Origin of the sequence: Pseudothermotoga hypogea DSM 11164 = NBRC 106472 (genome assembly GCF_000816145.1) — a bacterium.
Lineage (GTDB): Bacteria > Thermotogota > Thermotogae > Thermotogales > DSM-5069 > Pseudothermotoga_A > Pseudothermotoga_A hypogea.
The window spans coordinates 1,669,061-1,685,505 of the sequence record NZ_CP007141.1 but is presented as its reverse complement, the minus strand read 5'-3'; the positions used below and the strand labels follow the sequence as shown (position 1 = coordinate 1,685,505).

Genomic DNA, 16,445 nt, shown 5'->3' with positions numbered 1-16,445 from the left:
ACATCACCTCAGAAGAGTCCAACGATGTTACCGTTCCCATCGATATCGATGTTCACCGCGTTCGGCTTTTTGCCAAGCCCTGGCATCAACATGATGTCTCCCGACACAGCGACCACGAAACCTGCGCCAGCGGACAAGAGAAAATCCCTCACGGTGAAAGTGTAGTCTTTGGGTGCACCGAGCTTGTCAGGATCGTCAGAGATCGAGTACTGCGTCTTTGCGACTATCACGGGCAAGTTGCCGTAACCGTTCTTCTCGAGCCTTTCGAGGGAAGTTTCTGCTTCCTTGGTGAAAACAACCCCCCTGGCTCGATAGATCTCTCGAGCGAGTATTTGGATCTTTTCGCGCACAGATTCTGATCCCTTCAACAGAGGTTCGTACCTGGAATCGTCCGCCACTCGGACGACTTTCTCTGCCAACTCGATCGCACCTTCGGAACCCTTTGCGAAAGCTTCGTTCAACGCAACGGGAACGTCCATGTCTTCAACACACTTCTTCAGGAGTTGAAGTTCCTCATCGGAATCGGTTTCGAACCTGTTGATTGCGACGACAACGGGGACACGGTACTTTCTCATGTTTTCGACGTGAACCTTGAGATTCTCTACACCCTTCTTCAACGCCTCAAGGTTCGGTTTGGCCAGTTCCTTCAAATTCATTCCTCCATGATATTTCAACGCCCTCACAGTTGCCACGATTACGACTGCCGAAGGCCTGACGTCAGCTACCGGCGCAACGAAGTCCAGAAATTTCTCAGCACCGAGATCTGAGCCAAAGCCCGTCTCCGTTACCACGAAATCGCTCAAGCCAAGCGCCATCTTCGTGGCGATTATGGAATTCGTCCCATGTGCAATGTTGGCAAAGGGTCCTCCGTGAACGAAAGCAGGGGTGTTCTCGCTCGTTTGAACCAGGTTCGGGTTGATGGCATCCTTCAAGAGGACCGCAACAGAACCTTGAACCTGGAGGTCTGAAACTCTGACCGGCTTGTTCGTCCTTGTCCAAGCAACAACCACATCGCCAACGCGCTTCTTCAAATCGTGCAAGTCTTTGGCCAAACAGAGTATGGCCATAATTTCGGACGCCGCAGTGATCACGAAACTATCCTGCCTGGGATAACCGTTCGCATGCCCACCCAGAGCCACAACGATCTGTCTCAACGCACGATCGTTCATATCCATCGTTCTGGGCCAGTTGATCTTGGTCACATCTATGTCGAGCTCGTTGCCGAATCTCACGTGTGCGTCAATCATGGCGGAGATCAAGTTGTGCGCACTCGCCACAGCGTGTATGTCTCCGGTGAAGTGAAGGTTGATGTCCTCCATCGGTAAAACCTGAGACTTGCCACCACCCGTCGCGCCCCCCTTTATGCCGAAAACCGGACCCAAGGATGGCTCTCTGAGGGTCACGATCGAACTGTAACCGAGTTTGTTGAGTGCCATCGACAGGCCTATGCTCGTGGTCGTTTTACCCTCCCCGGCAGGTGTCGGAGTTATCGCAGTGACGATGACCAGCTTGCCTTTGGGCTTCAGCTCCGAAAGCAATTTGTGCGAGACTTTGGCTATGTAATCGCCGTAGGGCTTGAGATGCTTTCTCGGAATAGAGAGTTTCTTAGCCACCTCTTCGATGGGCAACAACCGAACCTGGTTAGAACCTGTCATCAATGGCTCCTCCCTTCACAGGCGCCATTTTTCCTCAGGAACGTACTGTTTGGCCAGCCTGTCAAGCACACCGTTGACGAACTTCCCACTGTTGTCCGTTCCGTACCTCTTGGCGAGTTCTATCGCTTCGTCGAGTGTCACCTGCACGGGGACATCTGGTTCGTAAAGCAACTCGTAAGTTCCCAATCGCAGAACGCACCTATCCACGGACGACAATCTTTCCAAAGTCCAGTTCTCCAGGCATGAAGATATCTTTTGATCTATGGAATCGATATGACTGTATATGCCCCTCACGTATCTCTCAACATCTTTGCGAATTGAGTCTGACTTTTCTTTGCTGAGAACTTCCTGAAGAACCGCATCAACGACATCTTTTCGAAACTCATTCTGGAATATGATCTTGAAGACTAAATCCCTCATCTTGCTGCGGCGCGCCATCTTGAGTTCACTCCTTCGTCTCTTCCTCCCCCTGTTCTGTTACACCCAATTCCTCAACGTCCTCGATCGTTACGTTCACGGAAACCACCTGTTGACCCGTCATTCTTTCAATGTCGAGTTTCACCTGCTCCATCAATTTCCGCCCTGTTTCGACGAAAGACTTGCCGAAGGGCACTGCGATCTTCATCGAAACTATGATGTTGTCTTCCGGTGTTCGCTCGATATCGATCGACTTCTTGAGTTTCTTCTGTTTCTTCTCATCGGTGATTTCCAGCACGGAGCAGGCACTCCTGAAAGCGATCTCCCTTATCGCGTTGTCGGATATGTCGATCGTTCCGAAACCTTTTTCCATACGATCACCTCCTCAAGCTCTCTCTACGTACTCACCTGTCCTCGTGTCAACCTTGATCAGCTCATCCTTCTCGACGAAGAACGGTACGGTAATACGCAAACCGGTCTCGAGAACGGCCGGCTTTCCTCCACCAGCGACGGTGTCACCTTTGAAGCTTGGTTCCGTCTCAACGACCCTGAGCACCACAACGTTGGGAAGCTGTATCCCTATTGGACTCTCTTCGAGCATCAGGATGTCCACCTCAAGGTTTTCTGTCAGATACCACTTCGCATCTCCGATCTCTTCTTCACTGAAAGTGAGCTGTTCGTAATCATCCAGACACATGAAGTGGTAATGATCTCCGTCGTTGTAAAGGTACTGAGCCTTCCTGAACGACAGTTCGGCCTCAGCCACTCTGTCGCCGCTGCTGAACGTGACATCTCTCACGAGGCCTGTTTTGACGTTCTTCAACTTTGTTCTGACAAGACCTCGACCCATTGCCATGTGGTGCTTGTTCACGTCGATCACCCTGTAGGGTTCTCCTTCGTACATGATCACCATACCTTTTCTCAGGTCAGAGACTTCTATCAAAGCTTCCACCTCCGTTCAAAACATCTGAAGCTTCCTTTCCAGATGGGTGAGTCTTTCCAGGTGGTCTTCATGTACCACGACATCCTCTTCTATTCTAACACCGAATTTACCTTCGATGTAGATTCCCGGCTCGATCGTCACGACCGCTCCGACTGGTAGGATCGACTCGTTGCTCTGGTTCACCCTCGGTGCCTCGTGAACCTCCAGCCCCAGACCGTGACCAAGACCGTGGCCAAAGTATTCACCAAGACCACAGCTGGATATGTGCGTGCGCGCCACGGAGTCCAACTCCTTACCAGTCATCCGGCCAGAACCTTTCTCGAGTGCCAGAGATTGAGCTTCAAAGACCGTGTTGTACACCTTCACGAATTCTTCGTCTGGCTTGCCAAAATAGAAAGTCCTGGTTATGTCCGCACAGTAACCGTTGAACTTTGCGCCAAAGTCGAAGAGCACCGGCTCGTTCATCCTCAGTCTTCGTTCCGAAGCTCTTCCGTGTGGCAGCGCCGTTCTCGGTCCTGTTATGACGATCGTTTCAAACGCGATCCCGTCAGCGCCGAGAAGCTTCATTTGATACTCAAGCTCGGCCGCAATGTCCTTCTCTGCCACCCCCTCTTTGACGAGCGGAAGAACTTTCAGGAGTGCTTCTTCGCTTATCTGAATCGCCTTCCTGATGAACTCTACCTCCTGAGGCTCTTTGATCATGCGCATCTGTTCAATGATGTGATCGATGGGCTTGTAAAGAGCCTGGTACTTTTCAGAGAGCTTCAGATACATGTCGTGGCTTATTCGAGAAAATTCCAGTCCAACTACCTTGGGTTTGATCGTTTCAAGTACACCAACGACGGTGTCATAAATGTTCGATCCGCGATGTTCAACCAGCGTGAACTTGGTCTGCTGCTTGGCCTGCTCGAAGTACCTCGAGTCTGTGACTATGAACTGAGAGTCCTTCGTGATGACGAGGAAACTGAACGAACCGGTGAACCCCGAAAGATACATCGTCGTTGGTCGAGAGGAGTACTCCACGTTGCATATGAGTGCAGCGTCGACGTTTTCCTTCTCCAATGCTTCGACGAACTTCTTGACTCTCTCCATGCTTCGATCACCTCCATCGTTTCGATTGTACAATATTTCATGAGGTGGACGATTCAGTGAATGAGCCTGGCAGAATTGTCGAGAAGATAGTGAAACTGTTCCCACAAGAAAGGTTTTCATCCGATCCTTTCAAGATTCTCATCTGCACCATACTCAGTCAACGAACCAGGGATGAAAACACAGAAAGCGCATGCGAAAAGCTTTTTGCCCGGTACAAAGACGTCTTCGATCTTGCGAAAGCATCGCCAATCGATCTCTACGAACTCATCAAAAAGAGCGGTATGTACAGGCAGAAGGCTCAGAGAATCGTTGAGGTGGCGAAAATTCTTGTCGAAAAGTACGGCGGAAAGGTCCCGGACAAACTGGAAGAACTTCTGAGACTACCCGGTGTAGGTAGAAAAACAGCGAACATAGTGTTGTACCAGGGCTTTGGTCGACCGGCGATCGCCGTGGACACACACGTGCACAGGATCTCAAACAGACTGGGTCTCGTAAAAACGAAGCGACCTGATGAAACTGAAGAACAACTCAAAAAAGTGATCCCGAAGCGCCTGTGGGGACCTATGAACGGTTCCATGGTGGAGTTCGGAAGAAGAATTTGCCTGCCGGTGAGACCAAGATGTGAAAACTGTCCTCTGAACCAGGAATGCAACTATTTTTTGCAGAAAAGACGTTGAAATCATGGCGCAGCGGCAGTATAATTAGAGTAAACTTGGTTTAGGGGGCGATCGCATGAGAAGATTCTTGGTTGTTTCCTTACTCGTACTGGCACTTATGGTGGCATTCAGTCAGAAACAGACCATGGTCGTCTACGCCTACGGTTCTGAGATGATAACGCTTGATCCCAGCACGGAATTCTCCAACTCCATCATTGTGCTGAACAACGTTTACGAAACTCTGACACGCTATGTGGATGGGAAACTCGAACCGCTCCTCGCTACAGAATGGTCGGCGAACGAAGATGGCACAGTGTGGACCTTCAAGTTAAGAAAGAACGTCAAGTTTCATGACGGTACTGAGCTCACATCCGAAGCTGTGAAGTTTTCCATCGAGAGAACAATCAGGCTCGCAGGTGGACCTGCTTACATTTGGGACAGCGTTCAGGAAATCGAAACACCAGACCCCTACACCGTCGTCTTCAAACTCAAGTATCCTGCGAACATTCCGCTCATTGCCTCGGCCGGCTATGGGGCCTTCATATTCAGTCCGAAGGTGGCTCAGATCGGAGACGACGAGGCAATTGCGGACTGGTTCAATGCTGGCAACGATGCAGGCACAGGTCCCTACACCATCACCAAGTACGATCCCAAGACACAAGTAGTCCTGAGAAAGTTCGACGGTTACTGGCAGGGTTGGACTGAAGGGAAGTTCGATATCGCCGTCATTCAGATCGTGCCAGATCCTTCTTTGAGGATGCAGATGGTCACCTCCGGCAAAATCCACGTCACGAGGGAATTAATTTACGACGATCTGAAAAAACTGGAGAACAACCCAAACGTTTACATCTCTCAGAAACCCAGCTTTCAGGTGCTGTATCTGTTCTTCAACACGAAAAAGTTCCCTCTCAGCAATCCAGACTTCAGAGCCGCTGTGGCTTACGCGATACCATACAAAGAGATCATCGATCACGTTCTGCTCGGTTACGGTCTGCAACCTTCAGGGATCATACCCAAGGGCATGTTCGGTTATGCAGATCATTTACCACCCCTCTCTCAGGATCTGGAGAAAGCTAAGGAGCTACTTGCAAAATCAAATGTTGATCCAAAGAACGTGAAACTGGTGCTGACGTACCTGCAATCCAACGAGAGCGAGAAAAAAGCATCGGAGCTCATCTGGTCAAGTTTGAAGAAACTCGGCATAGAGGTTGAACTGAGACCCATGAACTGGGAACAACAGTGGGCATGGGCGAGGAGCGAGCCAACGAAGGCGCAAGACATGTTCATCATGTACTGGTGGCCCACGGTGATGACGCCGTACGACTTTCTCTTCAGTATGTTCCACACGGAAGAGGAAGTGCTGTTCAACCTTTCCTACTACTACAACGAAGAAGCGGACAAGCTCATGGACGAGGCCGTGCAACTCGAAGGGACGAATCCGAAGCGTGCCGAGCAACTCTACAAGATGGTCGAGACGATCTTGCGCAGAGATCTGCCTGCAGTCCCACTGTACCAGATCAGCGATATTTATGTGGTTCACAAATCGATCAAAGGATTCACACCGAATCCCGCTTATCCAAATGTGGTTTTCTTCTGCGAACTTGAAAGTGGATCCTGAGGTTGATCGCGCGTGAATTTTCTGAGGTACACCGTTTCAAGACTGTTCTGGTCGATTTTCGTCGTCCTTGGAGTCGTGTTCGTGGTCTTTTTGGTTTCGAACGTTGTACCCTCTGATCCAGCTGCGCTGTGGGTGGGTCCCAAAGCCACCCACAGTGCTATTCAAGCGGCGAGAGAGAAATTGAAGCTCGACAGACCGATACTCGTGAGGTTTGGTTACTTCCTGAAGGACCTGCTTCGATTCGATCTGGGTACATCGATAAGAACGCACAGGCCTGTGATCGAGGACATAAGGAAAGCCTTGACGGCGACGTTCGAACTTTTGTTGGTTGCAGAATGTATCGCAATAGGGTTGGGTATTCCGCTCGGAGTTCTCGCCGCGGTAAGGAGAAACAGATGGTTTGACAACCTAAGCAGGATCTTTGCGGTCGCCGGTGTATCACTGCCGAGCTTCTGGTACGGTATGATCCTGCAGCTTCTGTTCTTCAAATGGCTCGGTTTGCTACCCCTGTCAGACAGGATAGATACGTTTGTTTCTCTCGTTTACCCGTTCGAGGAAAAGACAGGTTTTTATCTTATCGATACCCTACTCGCGCGAAACTACGTTGCCTTTTTCGATGTGATAAAACATTTGATACTTCCAGCCATAACACTCGCCGCATATCCCATAGGTTTGATCACCCGACAGGTGCGTTCCATGATGGTTGAAGTACTGCAGGAGAACTACATCAGAACGGCCTTTGCGTACGCTATTCCCGAGCGGAAAATTTACTACGGCTACGCCCTCAAAAACGCCATAGCGCCCGCGATGGTGACGGTTGCTCTTTCTTTCGCCTACACACTCGTGGGGGCGTTCCTTGTCGAATTGATCTTCAACTGGCCGGGATTAGGTAGGTACGCCGCAAACGCGATACTGAGCATGGACTATCCAGCAATCGTGGGGGTAACGATAGTGGCGTCGGTGTGTTACGTGCTCATCAATTTCGCGGTTGACCTGATTCAAGCGAAGATAGATCCGAGGATAAGGTTTTGAGGGGGAATCCTTCTGACTGCAAAACTGGTTAGACTCGCTCTCAAGAACCGACTCGCGAAATTCAGCCTCACGATAGTCTCGATCTTTGTCTTGCTTGCGTTGATTGCTCCATGGATAGTACCTTACAGGGAACAAGCTCTGGGTGAGCCGAACGTGGCGGAACGCTTGTTACCCCCGAGCTTGAGACACCCCTTTGGCACCGATCACATGGGTCGCGACATCCTCAGTCGCATGATTTACGGTGCGAGAACTTCGCTCTTTACAGCGATCTCAGTTGTCTTCCTCTCTGCTCTGATAGGTGTTCCGATCGGTATCGTAGCAGGTTACTCCGGAGGATTCTTAGACAACGTTCTGATGCGTTTCACAGATGTCTTTTTGTCTTTCCCCCCGCTCTTGCTCGCACTCTTGATCGCGTCGACCCTCGGTAAGGGGTTGTTCAATGCCATTCTGGCGCTCGTGATAACCTGGTGGCCATGGTACGCACGGTTGGTACGATCCCAAGCCTTGTCGATGAAGTCACTTGCGTACGTTGAGGCAGCGAGAGCAGCGGGTGTTTCACACTTCGTCATCATGTTCAAACACATTCTTCCAGGTTGCGTCGCGCCGCTCGCCGTTCAATGTACGATGGATATGGGCAGCGCCATCTTGGAGGCCGCAGCTTTGTCTTTTCTTGGCTTGGGAGTTCAGCCTCCAATGCCCGACTGGGGTTTGATGATAAGCGAAGGTAAGGCTTACTTTTTGAATTATTGGTGGGTACCAACGTTCCCTGGTTTGTTCATGCTACTTTTGGTCATGTCTTTCAATTTGCTTGGCGACGTTTTCAGAGAACTTATAGATCCAAGACTGAGGAGGAGAATGTTGATTTGAGTGAACTTGTGAAATTCGAGAACTATTCCTTGACTTTCAAGACTCTGCACGGTGATGTGAGAGCGCTGAGAAATCTGTCCTTTACAATTAACAGCGGCGAAATCGTGGCGTTGGTTGGAGAGACAGGTTGTGGCAAGACTGTGACTGCACTTTCGATCATAGGCCTTCTTCCAGAGAACGCCTCGCAGACCGGTAAGATCTTTTTCAAAGGGATTGAGGTGAACCACGAAAACGTCAAGAGAATACGTGGCAAAGAAGTTGCAATCGTTTTTCAAGACCCTACTTCCTCGTTGAACCCGCTCTACACTGTTGAGCGACAGCTTGTGGACGTACTGATGAGTAGGTGGGACATCTCTGTAAACAAAGCGAGAGAAAAAGTAGATGGGCTTCTCAGACAGGTTCAGCTGTTCGATGTTGATAGAGTCCGACGAGCCTACCCACACGAACTTTCCGGGGGTATGAGACAACGTGTTATGATCGCCATGGCCCTTGCTTGCGAGCCAAGTTTGTTCATTGCTGATGAACCTACGACGGCCCTGGATGTGACCGTGCAAAGGCAAATACTCTATTTAATCTGGGAGTTGCAAAGGACAAAGAAATTCTCGGTACTCTTCATCACACACGATCTTGGTATTGTCGCACAACTCGCCGACAGGGTTGTGGTCATGTACGCAGGAAACATCGTGGAGATGGCACCAAAGAAAGAGTTATTTTCAAACCCGCTACATCCTTACACGTCCGGACTCCTGAACTGCGCGCTTGATCCACGTAAGAAGAAATTGCCAGAACCGATCCCTGGTTCTCTACCGTCTCTCACTGAGCCCCCAAGCGGTTGTATCTTCAGAGAAAGATGCCGGCGAGTCCAGAACGATTGTGGCATCTTAACACCTGAACTGGCAGAGGTACGGCCAAGCCATTTCGTCGCTTGCCATCTTTGGAGGGAACACCGTGGTTGAGGTCAAGAACCTCAAAAAGTATTTCGTCCTCAGGGGTAAGGGACTGTGGGGAAAGAAATATCTCGTCAAAGCGGTCGATGACGTGAGCTTCTTCGTCAAAGAAGGTGAAAGCATTGCAATCGTTGGAGAGTCGGGTAGCGGAAAGAGCACACTGGTCCGCTGCATCAACGGTTTGGTCAAGCCCACGAGTGGACAAGTGTTCTTGGATGGCGAGCCTGTTGTAGGGCTCAAGGGAAATGAATACAAAGAAAAGGTCGCAAAGAAGGCCCAGATGGTCTTTCAGGATCCCACAACGTCTTTGAACCCAAGGCTCAAAGTTTTCGACATCATCGTGGAGCCTGTCCTCGCCCAGCGAAGGGTTATCAAGTCTGAACTCGTTGATCTTGTGAACGACTTACTACGAAAGGTGGGACTCGATCCTAAGCTTTCAGACAGATATCCTGGCGAGCTAAGCGGTGGCCAATGCCAGAGGGTAGCGATAGCGAGAGCGCTCTCCGTGAGACCAAAGGTCCTTCTCTTGGACGAACCCACCTCTTCGTTGGACGTGTCAGTTCAGGCGCAGGTTTTGAAACTACTCAACGAGTTACGCCAAACTTTCCATTTGACTTACATCTTCGTGAGCCACGATCTGGGAGTGGTGAGGAACGTCGCAGAAAGGGTCTTCGTGATGTATCTTGGAAAGATTGTAGAAGTCGGTCCCACAGAAAAGGTCATAGATCAACCTTTGCATCCTTACACGAAACTTCTTATCGAGTCCATTTTTTATCCAGATCCAAATGTTGAAATGAAGAAACCAGCGATCGTTGACGAGGTAGGAGCGACAATGAACGCCGGATGCAGATTCAAAAGTAGGTGCCCGTTTTCTACAAAAGAGTGTGAGATTTACGACATGAAGCCACTCGAAGCATCAAGAGATAGATCAGTGTCGTGCATCAAATGGGAGGAGGTAGGAAAATGGTCGAGCTGAGTTTGAGGGACATCGAGCAGATCCTTTTTGGCTGTGCAGTTCTCGGAACAGGCGGAGGAGGAGATTTGCAGAAGGGTTTGGAAACGGTCAGAAGGACTGTGAAGGAAAAGGTTGTACTCATGGATGTTGATGAGTTCGCTGACGATGAACTGGCGGCCTGCCCGTACTTCGTTGGGTCTGTTTCACCAACGACGAAAACGAAAAATCTTGAAAGAAGGATCGAATCACCTGTATACGAATCCTTCAAACTCCTCGAACGTTACGTGGGAAAGAAGTTCAGCGCAGTCTTTCCGACCGAACTTGGTGGTGGGAACACGGCTGTCGCGTTCGAAGTTGCAGCGCAGACAGGCGTAGTCGTTCTGGATGGAGATCCCGTCGGAAGAGCTGTTCCGGAAGTTCAACACACAAGTTTCTACTTGCTGAATGTCCCTATGACCCCATTCACAGTCTGCAACCATTTCGGTGACAAAATGATAGTCGAAGAGGTCAGTAGCGACGAGCAAGCCGAGCAGATCACGCGTGCTGTGGCGGTTGCGAGTGAAGGAAAGGTCGGTGTCACCTCGCACCCACTGAAAGGCTTCGTGCTGAAAAAGAGCCTTGTGAAGGGTACGGTGAGCCTCGCGTGGAAGGTTGGAAAGGCCAGAGAAGATGCACTCGTCGAAGGAAAAAATCCAGTGGAAGCGATCGTGGATGTTCTGAATGCGACGATTTTGTTCGAAGGGGTCGCTGAGTCTGATGCCATGTGGGAGGACAGGGATGGTTTCACCTACGGTGAGATGCACTTTGCTGGAGTTGGACCGTTCAAAGGTAGGAAATTCAGAATCTGGTTCAAGAACGAAAACCTCGTAGCTTGGATCGATGAGGAGGTGTGCCTGACTTGCCCAGACCTGATCATCGTTCTCAGAGCCAAGGATGGAACGCCCGTGCTGAACCCACATCTGAAAGAAAATGAACGCGTCGTGGTCCTCGGTGTTGCTGCGAACGAACTTTGGAGGAGTCCAAAGGCGATCGAAATCTTTGGACCGAGACACTTTGGGTTCGATTTCGACGAGGTACTCTTGAATGGGAGGAACACAAAATGAGGTTCGATCTCTCCAAAGTTGCGATGAAATTAGTCTGTGACATTTTCAAGGTCAAACCCAATGAAGAAGTCGCGATCACCTACGACACACTTTCACATCTTGCAGTTGTAGAAACTGTGGCCAGCGAGATTGTTCGCGTTGGTGCGAAGCCACTCCTACTGTGCGTTCCGGCCCCGAGAGGAGTCGGCAAGGCTGCGGATCCCGATCTTCCTCTGAAGGCCCTGAGCGCTGCGCTCCAAAACGTCGATGTATGGATCGAATTCAACCAGCAATGGTTGTTGTATTCCTCGGCATTTGAGGCGGCGATAAAGAACAAAAGCCTCAGATACATGTGCTTGGTCGGCATGGATGAAGATATGTTCGTTCGCACGTTGGACATAGATCTCGAGAAATTGACGAGCTTCATGAAGAGGTTCGCTCAGATCTTGAAGAATGCAAGAGAAGTCAGGATAACGAACCCCTCGGGTACCGACGTGAGATTCAGTAACCACCCACAGCGACCCATAGTATGCGATTACGGTGATGCAAGCAAACCCGGCATTCACATGCTACCTGGCCAGATGAGCTGGACTCCCATCGAAGAATCGATCAACGGTAAGATCGTGTTCGACGGCTCCATCGTTCCTCCACTTGGAGTGTTGAAAGAACCTGTCACGCTCGTTGTTAAGGAAGGAAGAATCGTTGAGATAGTCGGTGGGAGTCAGGCGCGACAGTTCAAATCGTGGTTGAAGTTTTTCAAGCATGAAGGTATGTTCAGACTCGCACACATTTCGCTCGGTCTCAATCCGGGGGCCAGGCTCAGTGGAAACGTCCTCGAAGACGAACGCGTCTGGGGCTGCAGCGAATGGGGTATAGGTTACATCAGCGAAGATCTCATCCCGGACAAAGTCTACACAGACCAGGCGCCATCTCACTGCGACGGTGTGTGTTTGAACTCGACGGTCTTGGTGGACGATAGAGCAATTTTCGTCGATGGTAACTTGGTGGACGAGGAGCTACGCAGGTTGCTGGAAGACTGATTACATAAAGTTAATGTTTATGCCAGATATGCGGTAAAATCTTTTTCAGAAGGGGGGATTCAGCGATGAAAAGGTTTCTAACAGTACTTCTGCTCATCGCCACGATGATATTGTTCGCAGCGAGGCTTACGATCCTGCACATCAACGACACGCACGGCCACGCGTGGGCCTGGAGTGAGACGAACAACCCCAACATTGGTGGCTTCGCTGCGATAGCAACGATCGTTGAAGAGGTGAGGAAAGAGGTTGAAGCTTTGAACGGTCACGTGTTGTTCTTGCACGCAGGTGACATGAACACGGGCGTTCCAGAGTCGGACATGCTCGATGCAGCACCGGACATCGTTGCCTTCAACATGATGAGGCTCGATGCCATGGTCTTGGGTAACCACGAATTCGACAAACCCAAAGAAGTGCTCGCAAAGCAAATGAAGCTTGCCAAGTTTCCTATGCTCAGTGCTAACTTCCACGATCCGGAAGGGATCGTCAAACCACAGCCTTACGTCATCAAAGACTTCGGCGATCTCAAGGTCGCGATCATTGGTCTCACGACGGAAGAAACTGCGATCTTAGAACCATTGCATCTGAGAGGTGCCACCTTTGCAAACTGCGTGGAGACGACCAAGAAGCTCGTCGAAGAGCTCAAAGACAAGGTAGACATCGTTGTGGTCCTGGCACATCTGGGATGGGGACCGGAAGGCGAAGGAAAAACGACGAGCAAACAACTCGCTCAGTTGGTCGATGGTATACACGTCATCGTCGATGGTCACAGCCACACGAAATTCGAAGAGGCGCAGGCGGTGAACGGAGTCATCGTAGTGCAAGCCTGGGAATGGGGTAAGTACGTCGGAAGGCTCGATTTGGAGATAGAGAACGGAAAGATCGTCTCCCACACTTGGAGACCGATCCCGGTCAACTTAAAGATCCACAAGGGTAAGGATGCGCAAGGTAAAGACATCTACGAGTTCGTCGACAAACCCTACGAGGAACATTTCTACGTCAAGACTGTGCTCGACTATTTCAAACAACTCGGTGACGAACAGCTGAACACGGTGATAGGCAAGACACACATCTTGCTCGACGGTGAGAGGGCGAACGTGCGTTCTAAGAGCACGAATCTGGCGAACATGATCTGTGATGCGATGCTGTGGAAAGTCAACGCTGATGTTGCGCTCATGAACGGTGGAGGAATAAGAGCTTCCATAAAACCTGGTGACATCACCGTGAGAGACGTTCTGACGGTTCTGCCTTTCGGAAACACGCTGTACGTGTTGAAAATGACAGGAGAACAGCTGATGAAAGTTCTTGAATACGCTGCGACCGTCAAGGAAGGTCAAGGAGCGTTCCTGCAAGTCGGTGGACTGACCTGGAGGAGCGTCGATGGCAAAGTCGTCGAGGCAAAGGTGAAGGGTGAACCGATAGATCCCAACAGAGTGTACGTCGTCGTGACGAACAACTACCTCGCAGGTGGTGGAGATGGTTACACGATGCTCAAAGATCCCGCAGGTTACGACACAGGCTTCAGGCTCGATAGCGTCCTGGTTGAATTCATACAAGCTGTGCTGAAGGGAGAAATAAAAGACTACGACGCATCACTCAGGTACGTGAGAGAATAACTAAAGAGGGGCCTTCGGGCCCCTCTTCTATTTCACGGAACTCTCAATCGAGTGGTTGCCACTCCACATGAAACGTTCCGGGCTTATCGATCCTTTCGAAGGTGTGAGCACCGAAGAAGTCCCTCTGAGCTTGTATGAGGTTCGCAGGCAAACTGTCTGTTGTGAGACTGAAAAGATAGTCCAGACAACCATTGATTGCAGGTGAAGGTATCGCGAGTGATCGCGCGAAGTTACTCACCTTGACGGCAGAATCGAGTCTTTCCTCGACGAATTTTTGAGCTTTCTCGTCGTTCAAGAAGGTCAAATTGTCTTGCGAGTCTTTCAACAACTCTATCAAAAAATCAAGCATTTTCGACCTGATGATGCATCCACCTTTCCAGATGCGCAAGACCTCGAGTAGATCGATGCCGTAATTGAACGTTTTGGACGCCTCATGGATCAACCAGATGCCCTGCGAGTACGAAAGAAAGTATGCCAGCGAGAGCGCTTTTTCCAATTCTTCTATAGTGACACTCTCGGACAGGGTCAAATGCTTGTGGTACAACTTCGACAATCTTTGTCTTTCCTCTTTGTAATACGATACGACGCGCGCGAAGACTGAGGCGGCCATAGAGAACGTAGGAACTCCAAGATCGAGCGCAGCCTGAGTGGACCACTTACCCGTGCCCTTCTGCTCAGCTTTGTCGAGTATGAGCTCAACGAGTGGCTTTCCTGTTTCCTCATCATTCCATCGCATGATCTTGGAAGATATCTCCATCAAGAACGATGACAATTCACCGTTGTTCCAATCCTCAAAGATGGAACCGATCTGCTCAGTGGAAAGGTTCAATCCTTTCCTCATGAGATCGTAGATTTCTGCGATGCTCTGCATGATGCTGTACTCAATACCGTTGTGCACCATCTTTACGAAATGTCCCGCTGAACCATCGCCAACGTAGGTACAACAGGGTCCATCCTCCGTCCTGGCAGCTATGTCCATCAAAATCCTTTCGACCAAGGCGTAGGCGTCCCTCGTTCCTCCCGGCATCAACGATGGACCATGCAAAGCACCGTACTCTCCTCCCGAAACACCCATGCCCAAGTAGAGGATGCCTTCTTTAGCGAGTTCTTTCAGCCTTCTGTCTGTGTCTGCATAGTGTGAATTTCCTCCGTCTATTATGAGATCTCCTTTTTCAAGGTATGGTAGGAGTTCACCGATCATATCGTCAACAGGTTTTCCTGCTTTGACCATGAGTATTATCTTCCTCGGTTTTGACAGACTGTTCACGAAATCCTCAATGCTGTAAGCGGGTACTATCTTCTCAGACTTGACCCTCTCTTCGATAAATCTCTTCGTCCTCTCGGCGGTTCGATTGTAGACCGCCACCGTGTAACCTTTCCGTGCAATGTTCAGAACCAAGTTCTGCCCCATTACTGCAAGACCGACAAGCCCGACATCAGCTTTCACCGCGTTCGACCTCCCCGATCTTTTCTCCAAATACAATGATACATCAACGGCTCAAGCGTAGAGGAAGTAACTGCCTTCTTTCACAAGGACTTGCACTGGTTCGTTCAACTGAAAGTCCTCCTCACTGTTTATGAAAATGTTGTCTTCCAGCTCCTGCAGTTTCACTTCGTAACGCGTCTTCGCACCAAGATAGAGCTTGCCAACTATAAGTCCGTTCAACAGTATATCACCAGGCGCCTTCTCGATCGAAGCGTTATAACGACTCAGAACGGCTTCCTCCGCCCTTATGACCAAGCTGAGTTCTTCTGCACCTTCAAAGACAGCTATACCCAGTTTTCTGACTGCTTCAGGTCTGGCACGAACAACGCAGTTCACGCCAACAAAATCGGCCACGAAAAGGTTCGCCGGCCTTCGATATATCTCACGAGGTTCGCCCACCTGGAGTATCTTGCCGTTGCTCATCACGGCTATTCTGTCAGCTATACTCAATGCCTCTTCCTGATCGTGTGTCACGTAAAGCGTGGCAATGTTGAGTTTTTTCAACATGGCTCTCAATTCGAAACGGATCCGCATCCTTATCTTTGCATCGAGATTCGACAGAGGTTCGTCCAGCAAGAGTAAGTCAGGCTCAACGACGATCGCCCTGGCGAGTGCCACTCTCTGTTGTTGTCCGCCAGACAGTTGACTCGGCTTTCTGTTCGCCAGATGTCCTATATCGAGAAAGTTCAGGACCCATTCAACTTTTTCTCTGATCTTCTCTTTGCTCAGCTTTCTCACCTTCAAACCATAAGCAACGTTTTCGAAAACAGTCATGTGTGGCCACAAAGCGTAGTTCTGGAAAAACATGGCAACGTTTCGTCGTTCCGGGGGCAGATCGGTCACATCGCGCCCTCTTATGTAGATCTTCCCACCATCCAGCTGTACAAAACCTGCGACGGATCTCAATAACGTAGTCTTTCCAGAACCGCTCGGTCCGATCACCGCGAGCAGTTCCCCTTCATTGATCTCCACCGAGACGTCGTCCAAGGCTTTCACATCGCCGTAGTACTTCTTCAAACCCTCGGTTCTCAACACTACCATG

At 50.1% G+C, this 16,445-nt stretch carries 16 protein-coding genes; 9 read left to right on the top strand and 7 right to left on the bottom strand.

Annotated elements, in window-relative coordinates; translation table 11 throughout:
* Window positions 1-8: 8 nt before the first annotated feature.
* The 5 genes from AJ81_RS08245 to AJ81_RS08225 are packed head-to-tail and all read right to left on the bottom strand — an operon-like array spanning window position 9 to window position 4,107.
* A complete protein-coding gene (locus AJ81_RS08245; protein WP_031505085.1) occupies window positions 9-1,655 on the bottom strand; it encodes a formate--tetrahydrofolate ligase in 1,647 nt (548 codons plus the stop codon).
* A 15-nt stretch (window positions 1,656-1,670) separates the two neighbouring features.
* On the bottom strand, window positions 1,671-2,093 hold the full coding sequence (nusB, locus tag AJ81_RS08240; RefSeq protein ID WP_031505084.1) for a transcription antitermination factor NusB: 423 nt from the start codon (window positions 2,091-2,093) through the stop codon (window positions 1,671-1,673).
* A 7-nt stretch (window positions 2,094-2,100) separates the two neighbouring features.
* Window positions 2,101-2,445 carry an Asp23/Gls24 family envelope stress response protein gene (locus AJ81_RS08235; RefSeq protein ID WP_031505083.1) on the bottom strand — a complete coding sequence of 115 codons (345 nt, stop codon included), beginning with the start codon at window positions 2,443-2,445 and terminating at the stop codon, window positions 2,101-2,103.
* A gap of 12 nt (window positions 2,446-2,457) precedes the next feature.
* Window positions 2,458-3,015, bottom strand: coding sequence for an elongation factor P (gene efp, locus AJ81_RS08230; protein WP_031505082.1), 558 nt, complete (start codon window positions 3,013-3,015; stop codon window positions 2,458-2,460).
* Window positions 3,016-3,030: 15 nt separating this feature from the next.
* The gene (locus AJ81_RS08225; RefSeq protein WP_031505081.1) at window positions 3,031-4,107 is read right to left on the bottom strand and encodes a M24 family metallopeptidase; all 1,077 of its coding nucleotides are present in this window, start codon (window positions 4,105-4,107) and stop codon (window positions 3,031-3,033) included.
* 56 nt (window positions 4,108-4,163) lie between these two features.
* On the opposite strand from AJ81_RS08225, the gene nth reads away from it, so the two are divergent.
* The 9 genes from nth to AJ81_RS08180 all read left to right on the top strand — a co-directional run bounded on the left by nth (window position 4,164) and on the right by AJ81_RS08180 (window position 13,917).
* Window positions 4,164-4,784 (top strand): endonuclease III, encoded by a 621-nt coding sequence (gene nth, locus AJ81_RS08220; RefSeq protein ID WP_031505080.1) that lies wholly within the window; start codon window positions 4,164-4,166, stop codon window positions 4,782-4,784.
* Between the two features lie 55 nt (window positions 4,785-4,839).
* Window positions 4,840-6,381 carry an ABC transporter substrate-binding protein gene (locus AJ81_RS08215; RefSeq protein WP_031505079.1) on the top strand — a complete coding sequence of 514 codons (1,542 nt, stop codon included), beginning with the start codon at window positions 4,840-4,842 and terminating at the stop codon, window positions 6,379-6,381.
* Window positions 6,382-6,393: 12 nt separating this feature from the next.
* A complete protein-coding gene (locus tag AJ81_RS08210; protein WP_031505078.1) occupies window positions 6,394-7,413 on the top strand; it encodes an ABC transporter permease in 1,020 nt (339 codons plus the stop codon).
* A 6-nt stretch (window positions 7,414-7,419) separates the two neighbouring features.
* A complete protein-coding gene (locus tag AJ81_RS08205) occupies window positions 7,420-8,280 on the top strand; it encodes an ABC transporter permease (RefSeq protein ID WP_051368788.1) in 861 nt (286 codons plus the stop codon).
* Window positions 8,277-9,236 (top strand): ABC transporter ATP-binding protein, encoded by a 960-nt coding sequence (locus AJ81_RS08200; RefSeq protein ID WP_031505076.1) that lies wholly within the window; start codon window positions 8,277-8,279, stop codon window positions 9,234-9,236. Before AJ81_RS08205 ends, AJ81_RS08200 begins: the two co-directional genes overlap by 4 nt.
* Window positions 9,229-10,203, top strand: coding sequence for an oligopeptide/dipeptide ABC transporter ATP-binding protein (locus tag AJ81_RS08195; RefSeq protein WP_031505075.1), 975 nt, complete (start codon window positions 9,229-9,231; stop codon window positions 10,201-10,203). The genes AJ81_RS08200 and AJ81_RS08195 overlap by 8 nt, the downstream gene beginning before the upstream one ends.
* A complete protein-coding gene (locus AJ81_RS08190) occupies window positions 10,191-11,285 on the top strand; it encodes a DUF917 domain-containing protein (protein WP_031505074.1) in 1,095 nt (364 codons plus the stop codon). The genes AJ81_RS08195 and AJ81_RS08190 overlap by 13 nt, the downstream gene beginning before the upstream one ends.
* Window positions 11,282-12,304 carry an aminopeptidase gene (locus tag AJ81_RS08185; RefSeq protein WP_031505073.1) on the top strand — a complete coding sequence of 341 codons (1,023 nt, stop codon included), beginning with the start codon at window positions 11,282-11,284 and terminating at the stop codon, window positions 12,302-12,304. The genes AJ81_RS08190 and AJ81_RS08185 overlap by 4 nt, the downstream gene beginning before the upstream one ends.
* 65 nt (window positions 12,305-12,369) lie before the next feature.
* A complete protein-coding gene (locus AJ81_RS08180; RefSeq protein WP_031505072.1) occupies window positions 12,370-13,917 on the top strand; it encodes a bifunctional UDP-sugar hydrolase/5'-nucleotidase in 1,548 nt (515 codons plus the stop codon).
* Between the two features lie 43 nt (window positions 13,918-13,960).
* On the opposite strand, the gene gndA is transcribed toward AJ81_RS08180, so the two are convergent.
* Together gndA and AJ81_RS08170 are read right to left on the bottom strand one after the other, a co-directional pair.
* A complete protein-coding gene (gene gndA / locus AJ81_RS08175; protein ID WP_031505071.1) occupies window positions 13,961-15,364 on the bottom strand; it encodes an NADP-dependent phosphogluconate dehydrogenase in 1,404 nt (467 codons plus the stop codon).
* Between the two features lie 51 nt (window positions 15,365-15,415).
* Complete coding sequence (locus AJ81_RS08170) at window positions 15,416-16,444, bottom strand: ABC transporter ATP-binding protein (protein ID WP_031505070.1); 1,029 nt, start codon at window positions 16,442-16,444, stop codon at window positions 15,416-15,418.
* Between the last annotated feature and the right edge of the window lies 1 nt (window position 16,445).

Coding starts and splice junctions, on each gene's coding strand:
- AJ81_RS08245 (WP_031505085.1), bottom strand. CDS start 1,655: ATGACAGGTTCTAACCAGGTTCGGTTGTTGCCCATCGAAGAGGTGGCT.
- nusB (WP_031505084.1), bottom strand. CDS start 2,093: ATGGCGCGCCGCAGCAAGATGAGGGATTTAGTCTTCAAGATCATATTC.
- AJ81_RS08235 (WP_031505083.1), bottom strand. CDS start 2,445: ATGGAAAAAGGTTTCGGAACGATCGACATATCCGACAACGCGATAAGG.
- AJ81_RS08225 (WP_031505081.1), bottom strand. CDS start 4,107: ATGGAGAGAGTCAAGAAGTTCGTCGAAGCATTGGAGAAGGAAAACGTC.
- AJ81_RS08215 (WP_031505079.1), top strand. CDS start 4,840: ATGAGAAGATTCTTGGTTGTTTCCTTACTCGTACTGGCACTTATGGTG.
- AJ81_RS08190 (WP_031505074.1), top strand. CDS start 10,191: ATGGTCGAGCTGAGTTTGAGGGACATCGAGCAGATCCTTTTTGGCTGT.
- AJ81_RS08185 (WP_031505073.1), top strand. CDS start 11,282: ATGAGGTTCGATCTCTCCAAAGTTGCGATGAAATTAGTCTGTGACATT.
- AJ81_RS08180 (WP_031505072.1), top strand. CDS start 12,370: ATGAAAAGGTTTCTAACAGTACTTCTGCTCATCGCCACGATGATATTG.
- AJ81_RS08170 (WP_031505070.1), bottom strand. CDS start 16,444: ATGGTAGTGTTGAGAACCGAGGGTTTGAAGAAGTACTACGGCGATGTG.